This window comes from Paenibacillus tabacirhizosphaerae, from assembly GCF_040812395.1.
GTDB lineage: Bacteria > Bacillota > Bacilli > Paenibacillales > NBRC-103111 > Paenibacillus_E.
In genome coordinates this window covers 27,534-47,393 of sequence record NZ_JBFNXH010000001.1, presented here as the reverse complement: position 1 = coordinate 47,393, position 19,860 = coordinate 27,534, and the positions used below count along the sequence as shown (strand labels likewise).

The 19,860-nt window shown below is 41.0% G+C and carries 6 protein-coding genes; all 6 read left to right on the top strand.

All coding sequences use genetic code 11. From position 1 onward, the window contains the following. The first annotated feature begins 56 nt into the window (after positions 1 to 56). The 6 genes from ABRS97_RS00120 to ABRS97_RS00095 all read left to right on the top strand — a co-directional run bounded on the left by ABRS97_RS00120 (position 57) and on the right by ABRS97_RS00095 (position 19,851). Positions 57 to 1,877 carry a sensor histidine kinase gene (locus ABRS97_RS00120; protein WP_367810865.1) on the top strand — a complete coding sequence of 607 codons (1,821 nt, stop codon included), beginning with the start codon at positions 57 to 59 and terminating at the stop codon, positions 1,875 to 1,877. Continuing rightward, entirely contained in the window at positions 1,870 to 3,516 is a 1,647-nt protein-coding gene (locus ABRS97_RS00115) for a response regulator transcription factor (protein WP_367810864.1), read from the top strand. Before ABRS97_RS00120 ends, ABRS97_RS00115 begins: the two co-directional genes overlap by 8 nt. Positions 3,517 to 3,632: 116 nt before the next feature. After that, a complete protein-coding gene (locus tag ABRS97_RS00110) occupies positions 3,633 to 4,943 on the top strand; it encodes an ABC transporter substrate-binding protein (protein WP_367810863.1) in 1,311 nt (436 codons plus the stop codon). 80 nt (positions 4,944 to 5,023) lie between these two features. After that, positions 5,024 to 6,844: a glycoside hydrolase family 76 protein gene (locus ABRS97_RS00105; protein WP_367810862.1), complete on the top strand. Its 1,821-nt coding sequence runs from the start codon at positions 5,024 to 5,026 to the stop codon at positions 6,842 to 6,844. A 571-nt stretch (positions 6,845 to 7,415) separates the two neighbouring features. Next, positions 7,416 to 7,628, top strand: coding sequence for a hypothetical protein (locus tag ABRS97_RS00100; protein ID WP_367810861.1), 213 nt, complete (start codon positions 7,416 to 7,418; stop codon positions 7,626 to 7,628). Positions 7,629 to 7,899: 271 nt separating this feature from the next. Then, on the top strand, positions 7,900 to 19,851 hold the full coding sequence (locus ABRS97_RS00095) for an amino acid adenylation domain-containing protein (protein ID WP_367810860.1): 11,952 nt from the start codon (positions 7,900 to 7,902) through the stop codon (positions 19,849 to 19,851). The last annotated feature ends 9 nt before the right edge of the window (positions 19,852 to 19,860 follow it).

The following is a 19,860-nucleotide window of genomic DNA, read 5'->3' as shown; positions in this document are numbered from 1 at the left end:
ACTTAAGTAGTCAACTAAGTGTAATAAGGTAAACTGGCAGGGGGCGGAAACACCAGATGAACAATGCGATCGCAGCGGTATTTCAACCGCTAATCAAGGCTTGTACCCGGAAACTCGTGATCAAGTTGATTTTGCTTTTTACTTCGATCATCGTTCTTGTCGTAGGGACCTTAACCTTCGTATCTTACAAAATGCTGGAGAAAGAATCAGTTGAGGCGAATCTGGCCGGAAGTACGAATAATTTAAGGCTGGTGAATAAAAATATACGCAATTATTTCGAAGAAATATCCCAATTTACAGCTCCGCAGTATCGGTATGAGCAGATTATGAACGCGCTTCGAAATGAGTCAAATGACTATACGTCCCAAATGTATTTGGAAGATTATTTACGCGTACTCTTTTATTCCAGAACGGATATTGATGTCATCGATCTGTATCTGATTGCAGAGAAGAAAGTCTATTCTCTAAAACGTGACGACAATACCGTGAGAATCACTTATAACGAGAACATTGCGAGCCAACCCTGGTTCATTCAGACGCTCGATGATAGCAAGAATAGACATGCGCAGTCTCTGCTTTCTAAGGAGCAAATGGGTTATGAAGGGCAGGATGAAGAAGCGTTTATGGCGTTTCACCGGGTGCTCCGCAACTTGGTAGACCGCAAGCCGAGAGCGATTCTATCTGTCGTGATGAATGATTCCTATCGCAATGAGATGATGATGGATAGTCGGATTAAGGAGGGGGAAGGACTCCTGCTGCTTGATGCCAACATGGTGCCGTATTACGGAAGTAACCAGCAAATGTTGACCTATTTGGACGATAAGTCATTCCGGAATCGTGTAATCAATTTAGCGCAAGGAGGGCAATTTACCTGGTCGGATCAGATAGAGAAGTATATGGTGATCGTCGATGTTGAAGAGCAGGAAGGCTGGCGAATGGTGAAGCTGCTGCCTTACAATGAGCTCTATAAAGCTGCCCAAACCAATCGAAATCTCAGTTATTCGATTGGTATTGTCATCTTGTTTTTCTCGATGTTATTAGTTATGCTCACGGCGAATGCGATAACGAAACCGATTAAGAAGCTCGCGGGGAAAATGAGAAGGTTCAGCGAGGGGGACTTCGATGTTGAAGCGGAAGTTAAAGGAAGAGATGAGATTGCTTATTTGACCAGTCAATTTAACCTCATGGTGATGCGTACTAGTAACTTGATTAATGAGAAATACAAAATGAAATTGGTTGAAAAGAATGCTATTTTGAAGGCTTTAGAAGCGGAGATTAATCCTCACTTCCTGTATAACGCCCTGCAGGCGATTTCGACGAAATCTTTGAAAAGCGGCGATGAGGATATGACAGAGATGATAGATGCTCTTTCATTAACTCTACGTTATTGCATTGGTGGCAAAGAGTTCGTTCTGCTGAGAGAAGAGATTGCGCATATTGAAAATTATATGGTGATTCAGAAGGCTCGTTTTGGAAAACGTATTCATTTCGTGTGTCAGCTTGCGGATGAATTGCTTGAGGTTGAAATTCCAAGGCTTTCGATCCAATCATTAGTAGAGAATTCGGTTAAGCATGCTGTCGAGAAAAGGGCGGCTCCCGTCACGATCACTATTACTGCACATGTCGATGGTCAGCATACGGTCATTCGCGTTAGTGACAATGGTCCTGGCATGCCTAACGATAAGCTAGAGCAGGTCCTTAATTCCTTGCGCGAGAATTGGGAGGATCGACAAGGAGAAAGCATTGGTTTGAAAAATGTACATACACGGCTTGAACTTATCTATGGCGAAGAGGCCGGAATTGATATTAAGAGTGATGAAACGGGAACAGAAACTCGTATGATGATGCCAATGAAGGGAGGCAGCGTGTATGTATAAAGTATTAATTATTGACGATGAAGAGCCGGTGAGAGAGGCCATCAAGATTTTGGGTAACTGGAGTATACTGGGAATAACAGAGATTTTTGAAGCAGAGAATGGTTTGGAAGGGTTGGAGGCTGTTAGGGAGCATCGGCCACACATCGTGTTGGTGGATATGCGCATGCCAGAGCTCGAAGGTCCTGAATTCCTTCAGAAGGCAGAGAATGAACAGCTAGATTTGGTAGCCATCGTGATCAGCGGGTATAACGATTTTAACTATATGCGGCAGGCCATTAAGTCGAATACAGTTGACTATTTGCTCAAACCCGTCAAAAAAAGTGAGATTAACCAAGCGCTGTCTGCTGCCATAACTCAATTGGAAGAGAAGCGTAAGCAGAAAGAAGAGTCTATTGAGCGTAATATGGCGATTAATATGTCTCTGCCTATGCTGAAGCAGCATACGTATTACTCAATCATTGAGAAGAACTTCAATCCGCAAACGATTAAAACCAATTTGACCTACATCCAACCGGATTATGCCAATTCCAGTCTGCAAATTCAAATGGTGCTGCTTCGCCTATTAAACTTGGAAACCATCGCTGCGTCCCGATTCAATAAGGAGATGGATTCACTCCATGATGCCGTTACGAATGTCATTAATGAACCGAATATCGATGACATGAGTTGCTTTAGCTTTGCGAATCCGAAGCTGCCGAGTGAAGTACTGATCGTCCTTTCCCACCAGGGGAAATCATCAACGGAATATCGGAACAAGGTCATTAGCATGATGAAGCGACTTGTAAGGAAGTTGGAGGAATTCATTGGTGTTGTTGCGGTTTGTGCCATAGGGCCGGTGTATCCCGATGTATTTTCACTGAGTGATGCTTATAAAGCATCCGAGCAGATTATGAATACGATTAATATGATAGATCGTAAAGAATTCGTTTTCACTGAGCCGGCCTCGCCGGAGAAGATCAAAGTGCATTCCATAGCGGCGAAGGCGCCCTTACTGCGCCAAGCTTTTGAGCATGACGGGTCTGGCATTCGCCATTCGATTATGAAAGATTATATGAACACGATTGGCTTATCTGGTTATTTAGGTTTGGGAAATGCCTATCGAAACCAGGAGGAGTTGAGCATGCTTCTCTACGATATTGCACTTGATGCAGGTGTGTCTCCTGATGCGCTCGTGCAAGCAACAGAGCCCTACAAAGGTACGATGAGCGCAGGGTTGGATTTTAAAAATGTCTCAGAGTTCGAGAAGTCCCTATTTCATCTTATGGATCATTATGGGGAGATGATCAGGACGGCTCTGCAGTCGAGTAAGGCCTTCAATGTGAATGAAATCAAGACCTACATTGACCGTCATTATTTTGAAGAAATCACCGTCGCAATGTTTACGGAAAAGTACTATTTGAGTCGTGAATATCTAATGAAGCTGTTCAAACAGGAGTTTGGATACGGTATTTATGAATATGTGCTGAAGGTCAGAATGGAGAAAGCGAAGGAACTATTGAATGATCCGACGCTAAAAATTCAGGTTATATCCGAATTGCTAGGGTATAGCAATAATAATTATTTCAGCAAAGCTTTTAAAAAATATTTTGAGATTTCACCTACGGAGTATCGCATTCATCAATGGGGAGATGCAAACTGAGCCTGATGGATTCCCACTTTATTACCCTAAACACATTACTTAATTGTATTTAGCCATGTAAACCGTTCAGGCATAATAAGGATGTAAGCAAGATCATCAAAGTGGAGGGGGGTATTATGCCAACGTTCATAAAGAAAGTACTTTCCGTTTCGGCTAGTGCAGGTTTAGCAGTCGGACTTTTGGCAGGATGCAGCAGCAGTTCAGAAGGAAGTAAGGAAACGGCAGCCGCCAAAGCAGCAGCAACAGTGTCACCTGTCGTTGAGAAAACCGCGACGATTAAAATGTTTATCGCTTCCCCGGAATATACGAATGCGTTCAATGCCTTCATCGCTGAATATAAGAAGGTGAAGCCGAATGTTAAGATCGAGCTCCAGGTTACACAAGCGGATTATCCGACGTTGCTAAAGACGAAGATTGCAGCTGCCGATCTGCCTGATGTATTTCAAACGACAGCTGGTGGCGAGCTGAAGCAGTATGGGGAGTACAGCGCTGATCTTACGAATGAACCACTCGCAGGCGTATTGACAGACAGCTCCAAGAAGAACATGACCTTGGATAATAAGCTGCTGGGCATCCCTTTCAAAATTAACTTGTTCTCACTGATCTATAACAAACAGCTTTTTGCTGACGCCGGAATCACGCAGCCTCCCAAAACGACTGCAGAATTCGAAGATGCCATCAAGAAGTTGGAGGCCAAAGGGATCACCCCTTTTGCTAATGGTTACAAAGAGTGGTGGGTTCAGAAACATATCTTCCAAAACTTCCTGGATGCGGAAAGTAGTAATCCCGAGCAGCTAGTGAATGATTTCATTGCGGGCAAAACGACATTTAAAGATCATCCGATTCTAATGAAATATTTCGATTTCGTTGATTTGACGGTGGCTCATGGATTGCCGAAGACACTGGAGAAAGATTTTGCCGCACAAACGAGTGATCTTGCGACGGGTAAAACAGCGATTATGACAGGTCAAGGTGCTTGGGCAGAAGAAGGCATTTTGAAAATTAAGCCCGATTTCCAGGTAGGGATTATGGGTTATCCAATCAATGATGATCCATCGAAATCAATGATTATTACCGGGGCAGATGCAGGCTTCCGCATCAATAAGGATTCCAAAGTGCTGCAGGAAACCAAAGATTTCTTCAACTGGTTGTATACATCGGATTACGGGAAAAGCTGGTTCCCGGATGTGGCGAAGATCATTTCACCGCTGAAAGATGGCAAAATACCTGAACTTCAGATGCCGAAAGCGATGGGCGAAATCTTGAAAACAGAAAAAGCGGGGGAATCTTCGGTTATTTATTCACTCGATAGCTTCCACCAGAAGTTCGGAGAAATTATGCAAGGGTATATCGGGAAAAGCAAAACAAAGGATCAAGCGATTGACGAAATTCAGAAGGCTTGGATTCAGTTAGGAGCTGCGAAGTAAACGGACGTGTTAGATCAGGTTATCACTCAGGGGGACACAGAGGTGTAACCCCCTAAATAACAAATAGGAGGTAAATAATAATGAGTAGAAAGACGTTTTTGATTAAGTCTGTGCTAGGTATCATGATTTTCTCTTTGATTATAAGCGTTTTACCAGTTTCGGCGTCCGCATCGTACTCTTTCACGAAGTCGGATTTGGAACGAACATTCAATGCCTTTTTAACCAACTATTACTTCAATGGCGGGGATTTCCGCACGACGTTGAACGATAGCGAGATCCACTTCTGGGAAGCGGCCTTCATTCGAGAAACGATGGTCGATGCCTCCTCTGTAACGGGCCAGTGGAAGGACAAAATTAGCGAAACCTATTATAGGTACGAGAATTCGCATTCTGCAGATCGGTTCGGAAATCCCAAATCGTGGATAGGGAATGATACGGATTGGAATGACGATTATTCCTGGCAAATCCAATTCGCCTTAGCTGCTTATGGGGCAACGGGTGACCAGCATATGCTCGATCAGGCCAAGTGGCATACCGACTTCTTCTATCGGGATTATTATGATACGACGTATGGCGGAGGCTTCTGGCGAGAGCGCGGAGTTGCTGATCAGAAGGATGTTCCGTCCAATGGTTTTGCGATATCAGCGGCTATTTTAGCGAAATATTATCCCAATGTGACGGTTCATAATAATCCGACTAATACGGATAAGACCTACTTGCAAATCGCCCAAGATACGTATACGTGGCTGAAAAGTGCCTTTATGGGGGCAGACGGAAGTATTCAAAACTCCAAATCGGTTGGACGGAATTGGGATAATAATCTGTACACCTATAATGCAGGTGTTTTCCTTGAACTAGCTGCATATCTGTACGATGCAACGAAAAACGTCAGCTACATCAACGATGGCAAGAAGGTGGCCGATTTTGCGAGGGATCATTTTACCGTTGGCAGTAAGAAAATTATCGTGTATGAAGATGCCGTGGGGGAATCAGGCCTGTACCGACCCGATCCGAATTCAAACTATGAGATTGTGTTCAAAGGCATTCTGATCAGAGGCGTTTACAAATTCATTATGCTTGCAGGACAGACGCAATACTCAGATTGGCTGAGCAACAACGCACAAGCTGCCTATACCAATAGAGGGACGAACGATCTCCTTTCCCCTGTGTGGGATCAACCTTTCGGAACGAACAGTCGAGCAACAGGTGTAGCTACAGGCCTAGCGGCGATGACGTATAGCCTGTTGAGTGGACAAAGTACGAAGCTTTCGGGCAAGGTAGAAGGGGAAGATGGCCGGAAGTACGGATCAGCTTATAATCAAGCCGATTCCAATGCTTCAGGTGGCTATGAAGTTGGAAGTATCGACCATACGGGGGCTGCCGTTGAATTCTCTAATGTGGCGGCAACCAACTCCATGACCATTGGCTACGCTTCAGCCTTGAATGGGGCCAAGCTTAGTCTCTACATCAATGGAGCCGACACGCAGGATGTTACTTTTTCCAATACAGGCAAATGGACGGGGGCTGGCGCCTACACAGAAAAGACGATTAATGTCACCATTCCGGATGGAGCCACAGTTAAATTTCAGTATGACTCTGGAGATGTCGCCGCTAATATTGATTATATAGTATTATCTGCGGCAGCTAGTGCTACTTTCTACCAAGATGCTGATTATGCTGGAAGTGCAGTCTCCCTGCCGAAAGGCAACTATACGTTAGCACAATTGAACGCTGCGGGGATTCCGAACGACTGGATGACCTCGCTCAAAGTACCGAGCGGCTGGACAGTTGACGTGTATCAGCATGATGACTTTGCCGGAACCATATGGACGTTCACCGCTAATAATCCGAATGTGGGGTCTGCGGTTAATGATCAAATGTCTTCTGTGAAAATATACTAAAGGCTGCCGCGAGGCCAATGTCATTAAGTTAAACTCAACGACAAGAGAGGGGAAAAATGGAATCCGAAACGACATGAAAAAAACACCTGTTGTTGGATGACAAGAACATTGTCCGAGTCAAGTCCGCGGAAATCGCGGATTTTCTTATTAAAGCAAGCAGTAGATAAGATGGATGGATTTTGAGGGACTGTATGTTTATGCAACTACTTTTGCTTCAACAGACAGGCTGGATAAGTAAGACATAATGTAAGAGGACAATAACATAGATCCATTTGAATCCGTGATTTGAGCGGATTTTTTACTGGTTTCCAATATTGGACATGAAGAAAATACCATTCCCGTAGTTGCTAAACGATACAGCTTGAGGGACTATTTAACATTGTACAATACATCTTTATGTCCTAAAATTCGGATTTCTTTACATGTTCATATTGAAACAAAAAATATGCGAAAACGGGCTACACAGACAGATAGGCTGTCGGTCAAAAACGGCTGTCTTTGTTCAACGAACTGGCAGGATAGTTCAAAACTTTTTAAAATAGGAAATAAATCGGTAAATTGAGGTTGAAAGATGATTAATTCTGCTGAAGAATTTGTTAGGTTAAGAATTAGCGAAACAATGGATGATTACCTGAAAGCGGCATGGGATGATGCACCTTTTGAGGTTTGGTTAGAAGTAATTAAAAAGTACCCTGATAACCAGGTGCCTCATCGACCTGCCTCGATCTTTGAAGTAACTGGCAGTTTGATGCAAAACACGGAGTGCCTGGTATTTCCCAGTTAGCAAACCGCAAGATGAAGTCACTGGATAGTTAGCTTGTTTTAATTGTGGGCTCTTCTGGGCTGCTTAGATGTACAGACGATTAAGAATTTATTTGATATTAATCCTTATTGTCATGGAGTTTATAAATTAAGGAGCATTCAGATTAATGAACTACTGTTTAGGATTCATTGATTGTATTTACATATATATATATGGTAAAATTTAGAACAAATACTTGATAAAGGGTACTTAGTGAATAAGAAAGATAAGATAGTTTTGGAGGAGAGAGAGTATGTATACGAAACAATTTCAAACCTTACTAGATGTCATCCAGGAAAGAAGCAAATTAACGGATCGAGGCATTCGTTTTATTGACGGTGACAACATAGAAACTTTTATATCTTATCATCAATTATTTATGGAAGCACGAGGTTATTTAGGCTATTTACAAGAGATAGGTATTAAACCCAAGCAAGAAGTTATTTTTCAGATACAAGAAAATAAACCCTTTGTAATAGCGTTCTGGGCTTGTTTACTGGGTGGAATAATACCTGTACCTGTAAGTGTTGGTGAAGATGATGAACATAAGTTGAAAGTATGCCGTATTTGGGAACTGCTAAATAACCCGTTTATGATTGCAACCGAAAAAGTGTTAACTAAAATAAAAAAATTCGCTTTAGAACACGAATTACCGGATTTCTATCATCAATTAGAGACGAAATCGGATATTGTGCATAATGAAATGTACAATTTTACATCTGCCCAATTTTATGAACCTGAGCCGGAAGAGTTGGCTTTTATTCAATTTTCTTCAGGATCAACAGGCGATCCCAAAGGTGTGATGCTCACGCATCGGAACTTAATGCACAATGCTTGTGGGGCTATAAATGTTGCAAAAATAAGTGCAAAGGATTCATTCCTTTCGTGGATGCCGCTTACTCATGATATGGGATTAATCGGATTTCACCTCGTGCCCATGGTGGTAGGCATTCAACAGTACTTGATTCCAACCGAATTATTTATTCGAAAACCCGTTCTATGGATGAAAAAAGTGAATGAACATCAAGTAACCATGCTGTCCTCCCCTAACTTCGGTTATAAATATTTCTTGAATTTTTTTCGTGCTGAGAAAGCTGTTGGCTGGGATTTGTCTTGTGTCAGAGTCATTTATAATGGCGCTGAACCTATATTACCCGAAGTATGTGATGAGTTTTTAAGCGTATTATCCAAATATAATTTGAAGAAAACCGCAATGTTAACGGTATATGGATTGGCTGAAGCATGTGTTGCAGTTGCTTTTCCAAATGTTGAAGAAGAATTTACTACTGTGTATGTACACCGGGATCATTTGAACCTGGATGAACAAGTGATTGAAGTAGAGAAAGATGCCGAACATGTGGCATCGTTTGTTGTCGTTGGACAGGCGATTGATTATTGTGAGTTGAAAATCTGTAATCAAGAGGGTCAAACAGTTCCAGACCGTGTTATTGGCAAAATTCTAATCAAAGGGATTAATGTTACCCAAGGCTATTATAATAATCCACAAGCAACAGAGAAATTGTTAACACATGATGGTTGGGTGTATACAGGAGATTTAGGTTTTATAATGAATGGCAATCTTGTCGTAACAGGACGGGAAAAAGATATTATTTTCATCAATGGTAAAAATATATACCCCCATGACATTGAACGTGTAGCGATTCAATTGGATGGCATCGAATTAGGCAGAGTTGCAGCTTGCGGTGTTTATGATCCTGCTAGCCATAGTGAAGAAATTGTCGTGTTTGTAGTTTATAAAAAGACGATTGAACATTTTCTACCCCTGATTAAAGAAATTAAAAAGCACCTATATATACACGGAGGGTGGAGTATCAAAGATATACTGCCCATTAAAAAATTACCTAAAACCACAAGTGGGAAGATTCAGCGATATCAATTAGCCAAGCAATATGAAGCAGGGGAATTTCTAACAGAGTCCGCATTAATTAATGAATGGGAAATGAATGTTCAAAAAGAAGAAACGACTCCTGTATCTATTGATGTTGTAGAAAACGAATTAATTTCACTATTCTCTGGAGTGATGGATGGGAAGAAGATCGCTCTAGCGGATAGTTATTTTGATATGGGGGCCAATTCGCTACAACTGGCTCAGATTGCCGAACGTATAGAACAAAAATATGGAGAGGAACTCTCCGTTGCGGATCTCTTTACCTATCCGTCTATATCCGCACTAGCAAGATATATTGCTAAAAGTAAGGACGAAACCATTCAAGTAAACAAGGCCACGGAAGACCATCCATCCTCAATAGATATTGCTATTATTGGAATGGCGCTGAATGTCCCGGGAGCGTCAAACACGAATGAATTTTGGGGCATTTTAGAAAAAGGTGCGCACCATATTCACGATTATCCTGAAAACAGGAAAAAAGACGCAACGGATTATTTACAATCGATTAGAAGTGAAATCAATGAAAACCAGTTTATTAAAGGCGGTTATTTAGACCAAATTGATCAATTTGATTATTCATTCTTTGGTTTAACGCCAAAAACAGCTCAATTGATGGATCCAAATCAACGAATATTTTTACAAACGGCATGGCACACGATTGAAGACGCTGGATATGCAGGCGATGGGATAAGCGGAAAAAACGTGGGCGTGTATGTGGGGTACTCTAAAGTCGGGTATGATTATGAACGGCTCGTGACGGCCAGTTATCCCGAAGAGATTAAACATTATGTCATTGGCAATTTACCTTCTGTTTTGGCGAGTAGAATCGCTTACTTCTTGAATTTGAAGGGTCCTGCGATTACAGTTGACACCGCTTGTTCCTCTTCTCTTGTCGCTGTTCATATGGCGTGCAAGGGCTTGCTCGTTGGAGATTGTGAAATGGCCATAGCAGGCGGGATTAGAACGGCATTGCTGCCTATCAGTGTTGGGTTAGATATGGAATCTCCAGATGCATTAACCAGAACTTTTAGCGAGGATGCTAACGGCACAGGCTTTGGTGAGGGCGTAGGCGCTGTGCTGCTGAAACCATTGCAGCAAGCCGTCGCCGACGGGGATCATATCTATGGTGTAATTAAAGGAAGTGCGATTAATCAAGATGGTAGGACAGTAGGAATTACAGCTCCTAATCCTGAGGCACAGACGAATGTGATTGAGCTGGCATGGAAAGAAGCTGGAATTTCTCCAGATTCGCTTTCCTTTATTGAAGCACATGGAACAGGGACCAAGTTAGGTGACCCCGTTGAGTTTAATGGATTGTGCAAAGCTTTTGAGAAATATACGAATCGGAAACAATTTTGTTCGATTGGATCAGTAAAAACAAACATCGGGCATTTATTTGAAGCAGCGGGGATAGCTGGATTAATAAAATCCGTTCTCATGCTTCAAAATAAGAAAATTCCGCCATTGGTTCATTTTGATAAGCCTAACCCACTAGTTAAATTTGAAGCTTCACCTTTCTATGTAAATCAAGAATTAACGGCTTTTGGTGATGAAAACAAGCCTTTAAGATGCGGGGTTAGTTCTTTTGGGTTTAGTGGTACAAATGCGCATGTTGTTTTAGAAGAATTTGTGCCTGTGAAAACAGAAAATAAAATGAACGATCAGCACAATTTGTTTGTTCTGTCTGCTACTAATGAACAGGCACTTGAAGAGCTGGTTAAAAGTTATCAGCACTATATAACGGAACACAGTGATGCGGCCATTCAACAAATTTGCTATACGGCGAGTGCAGGACGAGCTAATTTGGATTATTGTTTGGCAATTATAATATCAAATACCGAAGAGTTACATGAAAAATTAAAACGAATTGTGCGAGGAGATCGTAATCTCAAGGATGTGTATTTCGGTTATGGAAAAAAAGATAAAAAGTTCGTTTCCAATCATTTATATAAACAGGCAACGAGAGAGTCGTTGAATCAACTAGGCCAGCTATTTACACAAGGCGCGGTTATAGATTGGAACCATTTTTACGGACATGAAGTGATTCGAAAAATCCCCTTGCCATTATACCCATTTGAGCAGAAGAGATGTTGGATCGCAGTTAAACATCCCATTCCAACGGGAACCGGTTCAAATCGTAATGAGGTTCAAAAGGAGGAAAACACAAAGGATATTGAACTTAAGATAAAAAGCATTATCAGTCATGCTTCTGGAATTAAACTGAATGATTTGGATGCTAATGCCCATTTTCTCCAAATGGGATTGGACTCTATTATTCTCGAGCAAATCAGGAAAGAACTATTAGAACAGTTCGGCTTGGATATTCCTATGCAAATGTTTTTTGAAACCCTCATTAACATTCATTATTTAGTTAACTATGTTTCTGAGCATGCAATTGTAAAAGAAGACAGGGAATACACTGAAAATCATGCGGCAGCGAATCTTGCTCCTGAACCAGCATCATCTGTACAAGTATCTATGCCTGTTGCTTCCAATGCTTCGGAACAAGTTGTTCTGTCTGCCATTCATCTAATGGAATCGCAATTAAAAAGCTTGAATTTACTTTTAGGCGACCAGATGACTGCTGTGCAATCTCCTCTTTTGAAAGTCTCCAGTAATGAGGTTGAAGAGATCAAAGAGACCAAAGAAGCTAAAGTGATCAAACAAGCTGCACAATCTAAGGGAGCCAAGCCATTTATACCTTATCAATCTTTAAAAATCCATGAAGAGAGCGGATTTTCAAGTTCTCAGCAGCAGTATGCTGAACAATTTATTGCGAAGTATACCGCAAAAACAAAAGGTTCAAAGTTAAGAACAGATCAAACCCGGTTTGCTCATGCGAATAATCGCAATGTATCAGGATTTCGTTCTTATTGGAAAGAAATCGTGTATCCAATTATATCTACGAGCTCGGATGGTTCAAAGCTATGGGATTTGGATGGAAATGAGTATTTGGATTTGACAATGGGATTCGGGGTAAATCTATTTGGTCATAATCCATCTTTTATTAAACAAGTTATGGTAGACAGTATTCATGACCATTTACCTCCATTAGGGCCAATGTCAGACTTAGCAGGAGACGTCGCGGCAAAAATTTGCGATATGACAGGTGTAGAACGTGTCGCGTTTTATAATTCTGGCACAGAGGCCGTCATGGTTGCGTTGCGTTTAGCGAGAGCAGTAACGGGCCGTTCCAAAATCGTATTGTTCTCAGGGTCATACCACGGTACGCATGACGGTGTGCTAGGTGTAGCAAATCCTGGGGATGTGGTATCTTCCGCGCTCTCCATGGCTCCTGGAATTGTGAATAGCTTTATGAATGATTTAATTATTCTTAATTACAATAACCCGGAATCTCTGGATATCATTCAAAGTCTCGGCGATGAATTGGCGGCCGTACTTGTCGAACCGGTGCAAAGTCGTAGACCTGATGTGCAGCCAAGACAATTTTTACAGGAGCTTAGAAAGATTACAGAACGATCTGGAACTGCACTAATTTTCGATGAGGTGATAACAGGATTTAGAATTGCGTTAGGTGGAGCACAAGAATGGTTTGGCGTTCAAGCAGATCTGATCACTTATGGAAAAGTAGTAGGCGGCGGGATGCCGCTTGGAATCGTCGCAGGCAAAGCCGAATTCATGGATGCGGTGGATGGCGGAACCTGGAATTTCGGCGATCAGTCCTATCCCGTAGCTGCAGATAAGAAAACTTTCGTTGGCGGAACATTTTGTACACACCCCCTGACGATGAGAGTAACGCTAACCGTGCTGAATTATCTTCAATCAGAAGGAGTGAAATTATATAACGATTTAAATGAAAAAACGGATTATCTGGTAAAAGAACTGAATGATTTTTTCAAAAAGTTGAATGTTCCTATACACATGGTAAACTATGGCTCGCTTTTTAGATTTATTTCATTTGGGGATTTGGAAATGTTTTTTTACCATTTAATTTATAAGGGATTATATATTTGGGAAGGACGAAACTGTTTTATATCCACCGCTCATACGAAGGATGACATGGATACAATCATTAGGATTGTGAAAGAAACCATTGATGAACTTCGCGAGGTTGGATTTATATCTGGCGACGCACCCATTCCAGCTCCAAGTTTGATGGGAAATGAAACAGAACACGCCGCTGCTGGGATCAAGGGACAACAAGAATATCCACTTTCTTTGGAACAGAAGCATCTTCTTCTGACTTCCTTGCATGGGGAACATGCTAGTGCTGCATTAAATCAAAGTATTATTTTAAAAATGACAGGGCATTTAGATGCTCAACGATTGAATCAGGCAGTGAATCATATTGCGCAGCGTCATGATGCTTTGCGAACAATTATTCACGCAGATAGTGAAACACAACGAGTTAGACCCGTAATGGAATTTGAGTGTGCATGCATGGATTTCTCAAAAGATGTTCATGAGAATCAAGAACTGGAAATTTCCAACTGGTTATCTAACGATGCGAGTAAAGCGTTTGATTTACAATCTGAGGAACCTCTATTTAGAATCAGTTTGCTTAAACGAACAACGAATCAATATCTTATGGTACTTACTTTCCATCATATAATAGTAGATGGTTGGTCGATTGCTGTATTCGTTCAAGAACTGGAAAAAACATATTCGGCTCTTATTCAAGGAGCTCCTCTTGTACTGCCAGAGTCAACTTCATTCCGCGAATATTTAAACTGGCAGCAGATTGAACAGGAGAAAGGTACCTTTACACAAGGGATTCAGTTTTGGAAAGAGCAATTCTCCTTATCATTTCCTAATTTGAATTTACCAACGGTGCGAACCCGGGATGTTCAAAGAAGATATTCAGGAGAAAGATATTCGATTAAGCTGGATCGCCAATTAACAGAATCGCTGCGAACATTAAGTATTAATCATAAGAGCAGCTTGTTCGTAACGATGTTTGCGGCATTTCATTTATATTTGCACCAACTAACAGGTCAGTCTCATATTGTGATAGGGGTTCCTACGGCGGGACAGTCCCATATGAATAAAAATGTGCTTATTGGCAATTGTGTCAATATTGTACCTGTTCACACTACCGTTCAAACGGAGCAATCCATTGTGAACAATATGATTCACGTTAAGGAAACGTTAGCTAGTGTGATGAAACATCAGGCTGTTCCGTTGACGGTTGTCTCCGAACAATTTCCTGATTTGCCAATACCGGATGTTCGGATTTTATTTAATATGGATCGAACGATTCATCATCTTCATTTTGAACAGTTGGAAACCGAATTTATAGCGTATCCTATTAAACATGTTCCTTATGACTTATTTCTGAACATTACGGATGTAAGCCATGAATTGTGTCTGGATTTTGATTATAATACCGATGTTATTGGAAATGAAATGATGAGATTGTGGTCAGAAGGTTTGATTGGTCTGCTGCAAAATATGGTGAGTCATCCATGGATTGAGATTGCGTCCCTAACGTTATTTTCGGATGAACAACAAGAACATTTAAATGAGATGTACAACCGTTTTGTTTATGAGCGCGATTTGATCTCTAATCATATAACCGAGTTTGAAAGTCCAGTCAATGATACGGAGAGAAAGCTGGCGTTTATTTGGGAGGAACTGCTAACCGTAGATAAAGTGGGTAGAAATGATAATTTCTTTGATCTGGGAGGAAACTCGCTCAAGGCGACGGTTATGCTTTCGAAAGTGCATGAGCAGGTGCATCACAAAATTTCGATTGTACAATTTTTCAAGAATCAACATTTGAAGGAACTTGCCAGTTTGATTATAGGTGAGCAAGGTGAGCATGAAGAAGCTTTTATACCTATAGAGGTTTTGGATGTAAAGGAATATTATGAAACCTCTCCTGCACAGCAACGGATCTATTTTCTGGATCAATTTGAGCCCAATAGCATATTTCAGAACATGTGCGGGCATATCACAATTACAGGAAATATGGATGAAAGCAAATTAATTGCTTCCTTGCACAAAATGGTACAACGTCATGAAGCATTTCGAACATGGTTTCATCTTATTGATGGAGAGCTGTACCAAAGCGTGGCTCCATCCGTTGATTTTGAAGTGAAAAGGTCACAAATGAATGCGAGTCAATTTGATCGACATATGAAAGAATTCGCCCAACCCTTTGATTTATCAAAGGCTCCATTAATTCGCGCTGAATTCATTCGATTAGACCACGATCATGTAGAAATACTGATCGAGATGCATCATATTATTTCGGACGGATATTCCGTCAGCATTCTTGCGAATGAACTTATGGATGATTATGACGGAAAATATATTCCGCATGTTGAAGTAACATACAAAGACTATGTAGCTTGGCAAACTCATTTTTCGGCGGGAGAGTCCTTCAAGCAGCAAGAAAAATATTGGTTGAATCAGTTTCAAGGGGAGATTTCAAACCTTGATCTGCCTACTGATTTTGTCCGAACACCTCATTTGACTTCAACCGGATCAAGACTTTCATTCTTTTTAGAGGATCAATTGAAGGAGTCTTTGGGTAAGCTGGCCAAACAAACAGGCACAACATTATTTATGGTTTTATTGGCTGCGTATAAGGTGTTGCTTCATCAATATTCGGGCCAGGAAGATATTATTGTAGGTACGCCTATTTCAGGTAGAAATCATCCAGATGTGGAAAAAATGATAGGTGTTTTTATTCAGACAGTAGCTATCAGATCGCAACCGGTTGCGAATAAATCGTTTCGATTGTATCTCGAAGAAATTAAAAAACGATCCCTTGATGCATTGGATAATCAAGATTATCTTTTTGACAGACTTGTGGAGAAGTTGCACACACATCGGGATACAACAGGAACAGCGCTCTTCAATACGATGTATATCTTTTTAAATACGGCTTTAAATCAAAGGGAAGAAAAGGAATGTAAGTTTGAGGTTAAAGAATTAAATATGGGCGTCTCGTTGTATGATTTAATGTTAATCGTTGAAGATGACAACGACTCCATGGACATACACTTTAGCTATAAAACAGAATTATTTGCGCAAGAAACAATCGACAGGATGAAAACGCATTTTATCAATATACTTAGAAGCATTGCGAGTGAACAAGATGTTGTATTGTCAGACATCCAAATGCTTTCTAAAAGGGAACAAAACTATCTTTTAAAAGAATGTAACGACACTAAGATTGAGTATTCACGAGATAAGACGATTCAGCAGTTGTTCGAAGAGCAGTCAGAGCGAACACCCGATCAATTGGCCGTTGTATGCGGAGAGCAGAAATTGACGTACCGACAACTGAATGAACGAGCGAATCAGTTAGCGCGGACATTGAGAGCAGAAGGTGTACAAGCTGATCAATTAGTAGGTCTTCTGACAGATCGTTCAACCGAGATGATGATTGGCATCTTTGGGATATTAAAAGCGGGCGGTGCCTACGTCCCGATTGATCCGGATGCTCCAGAAGAACGTATCCAGTATATGTTGAAAGATTCGGGAGCCAAACTTTTAGTCACTCAAAGGCATCTTAAACAAGCTGTATCATTCAACGGAAAATACGTGGATTTAAACGATCAACAAGCCTACTCCGATGACAAATCGAACTTGGGGTTAGCAGAAGCTTCCAATCAGTTGGCTTATGTTATTTATACATCAGGTACAACAGGAAAGCCAAAAGGTGTTATGATCGAACACCGTCAGGTGCATCACTTAATTAAAGGTTTGTATAGCCAGGTTATTGATGCTCCAAATAAAACCTTGCATATTGCTTTACTGGCTCCTTATTATTTCGATGCATCTGTCAAGCAAATTTTTGGCGCACTACTGTTAGGTCACGCTTTGTTTATTGTGAAACAGGAAACGATTCTGGATGGGCAAGATTTATTGAATTACTATCGGCATCATCACATTGATTTAACGGACGGCACGCCTGCGCACTTGAAATTGCTTTTAAAATCAAACAACTTACAAGGCATATCGTTAACCTGCATGCTGATTGGCGGAGAGGCTCTTTCACAGCAAAGTGTAGTTGAATTAAGAGCATTATTTTCTGCAAACCGAATAACGCCGCCGACCATTATCAATGTGTACGGTCCGACAGAATGTTGTGTGGATGCGGCCACCTTTAAAGTCGTGCCAGAGCAGCTTGAATCAGCCAATGATCGAGCTTACGTGCCAATTGGCAGGACATTAGGAAATAACTGTCTGTATGTCTTGAATACAAAGGGGCATTTACAAGCAATTGGTGTAGCAGGAGAATTGTGCATTTCTGGCGATGGCGTAGGAAGAGGTTACTTAAATTTACCTGAGCTTACTGCAGAGAAATTTGTAGATGATCCGTTTGTGCAGGGAGAAAAGATGTACAAGACGGGCGATTTAGTAAGATGGCTTCCGGATGGCAACATCGAGTATGTAGGACGAATGGATCATCAAGTAAAAATTCGCGGATACCGAATTGAAATTGGTGAAATCGAAGCAGCGCTATTACGTATTGCGTGCATAAGAGAGGTTATCATCCTTGCGCGAGAGGATGATAATGGGGATAAATCGTTATGTGCCTACTACACAGCGGATTACACGCTAACGGTTAAAGAGATAAAAGAGATAATATCAAGTGATTTACCGAACTACATGGTTCCTGCCTACTTTATACGATTGGATCAAATGCCATTGACACCGAATGGGAAAATCGATCGTAGATCGCTTCCCGCTCCAGAAGAGAATATACAAACGGGGAACGAATATGTTGAGCCTCGAACATTGGTGGAACAACAATTGCTATCCATTTGGCAGGATGTGCTTGATGTAAATAAAATCAGTGTAAAAGACCCTTTCTTTGATATCGGAGGAAACTCGTTACGAGCAACAAAGCTAGTATCCAAAATAAATCAACAAATGAATACCCGTGTATCGGTAAGAAATGTCTTTGAATTACTCACGATCGAGCAGATGGCGCAGTTCATTGATCATATGGAGCGGCATATAGTTGCATCCATTCCCAAAGCGGTGGAGAAGGAATACTATCCTATCTCTTCAGCTCAAATGAGAATGTACATTATGAGTATAAAAGGCGGTAAAGAGCTTATTTATAACATGTCAGGCCTGTTTATGATCCAGGGGCCACTTGATCGTAAGAAATTAGAAGCATCGTTTCAACACTTAATTCGCCGTCATGAGTCTCTTCGAACGGCATTCAAAGTCATACACGGGGTACCTAAACAAATCATACTTCCCGAGGTAAACTTTGAAATTGAATATTCAGCGTCGACGGAAGAAGAGGCGGAGGAGCAAATTCAGCATTTTGTTCGTGTATTTGATCTGAGTCAAGCCCCCCTTCTGAGAGTGGGACTTATTGAATTTGAGCCTGAGCGTCATGTAATGCTTGTAGATATGCACCATATTATTTCAGATGGATTATCCGTAAACATTCTCATGACTGAAATCAGCCAGTTGTATAACGGAGCCGAGCTTGCCCCGCTGCGGATTCAATACAAAGATTATGCGGAGTGGCAACAAGATCACATTCAAAGCGAGCAAATGAAAAAGCAGGAACAGTATTGGTTGGATGTTTTCAGTGGAAATATCCCTTTATTGGACATGCCAACAGATTATGAGAGATCTCAAACCCTTAGTTATGAAGGAGATTTAATCGAGTTCGCGATAGAGGAACACATGGTTGAAGCTATGAGAAACATGGCAGTTCGAACAGGAACGACGCCGTACATGATTTTATTGGCAACCTATACGATCCTTCTATCCAAATATAGCGGGCAAGAAGACATTATAGTTGGAACGCCTATCGCAGGACGGACACATGCCGAGTTAGAGCCGATTATAGGTATGCTTGTGAATACACTTGCTTTAAGAAATTATCCTTTACGAGAAAAAACATTTACGGAGTATTTGCTTGAAGTTAAAGAAAATATGTTAAACGCATATGAAAATCAGGATTATCCATTTGAAGAATTAATCAAGAAAGTAAATATAACCAAAGATGAACGACGTAATCCGTTATTTGACACCATGTTTGTGTTACAAAATACAGATGTAACGGAAATTCAAATGAATGCTGTAACATGCGAGCCCTATGTTCAAAATAATAAGATATCTAAATTTGATTTAACTTTATACGTCGAAGCTTTTGATCATAAGCTGGATGCCGCTTTTGAATTTAGCACAACTTTATTTGAGAAAACAACGATTGAAGCGATGTCAAGAAATTTATTGTTTCTATTGACATCCATTTTTCAAAACCCGCATATCGAAATCAACAAGCTGAAGTTGGTTGAGGAATTAATAAACAGTGAACCTTTAGCAGATTTAATGGAAGTAGATTTCTAATGGTTCTTA

Bases quoted from the DNA above. Each gene is read 5' to 3' on its own strand.
- ABRS97_RS00120 (WP_367810865.1), top strand. From the start codon at position 57: ATGAACAATGCGATCGCAGCGGTATTTCAACCGCTAATCAAGGCTTGT.
- ABRS97_RS00115 (WP_367810864.1), top strand. From the start codon at position 1,870: ATGTATAAAGTATTAATTATTGACGATGAAGAGCCGGTGAGAGAGGCC.
- ABRS97_RS00110 (WP_367810863.1), top strand. From the start codon at position 3,633: ATGCCAACGTTCATAAAGAAAGTACTTTCCGTTTCGGCTAGTGCAGGT.
- ABRS97_RS00105 (WP_367810862.1), top strand. From the start codon at position 5,024: ATGAGTAGAAAGACGTTTTTGATTAAGTCTGTGCTAGGTATCATGATT.
- ABRS97_RS00100 (WP_367810861.1), top strand. From the start codon at position 7,416: ATGATTAATTCTGCTGAAGAATTTGTTAGGTTAAGAATTAGCGAAACA.
- ABRS97_RS00095 (WP_367810860.1), top strand. From the start codon at position 7,900: ATGTATACGAAACAATTTCAAACCTTACTAGATGTCATCCAGGAAAGA.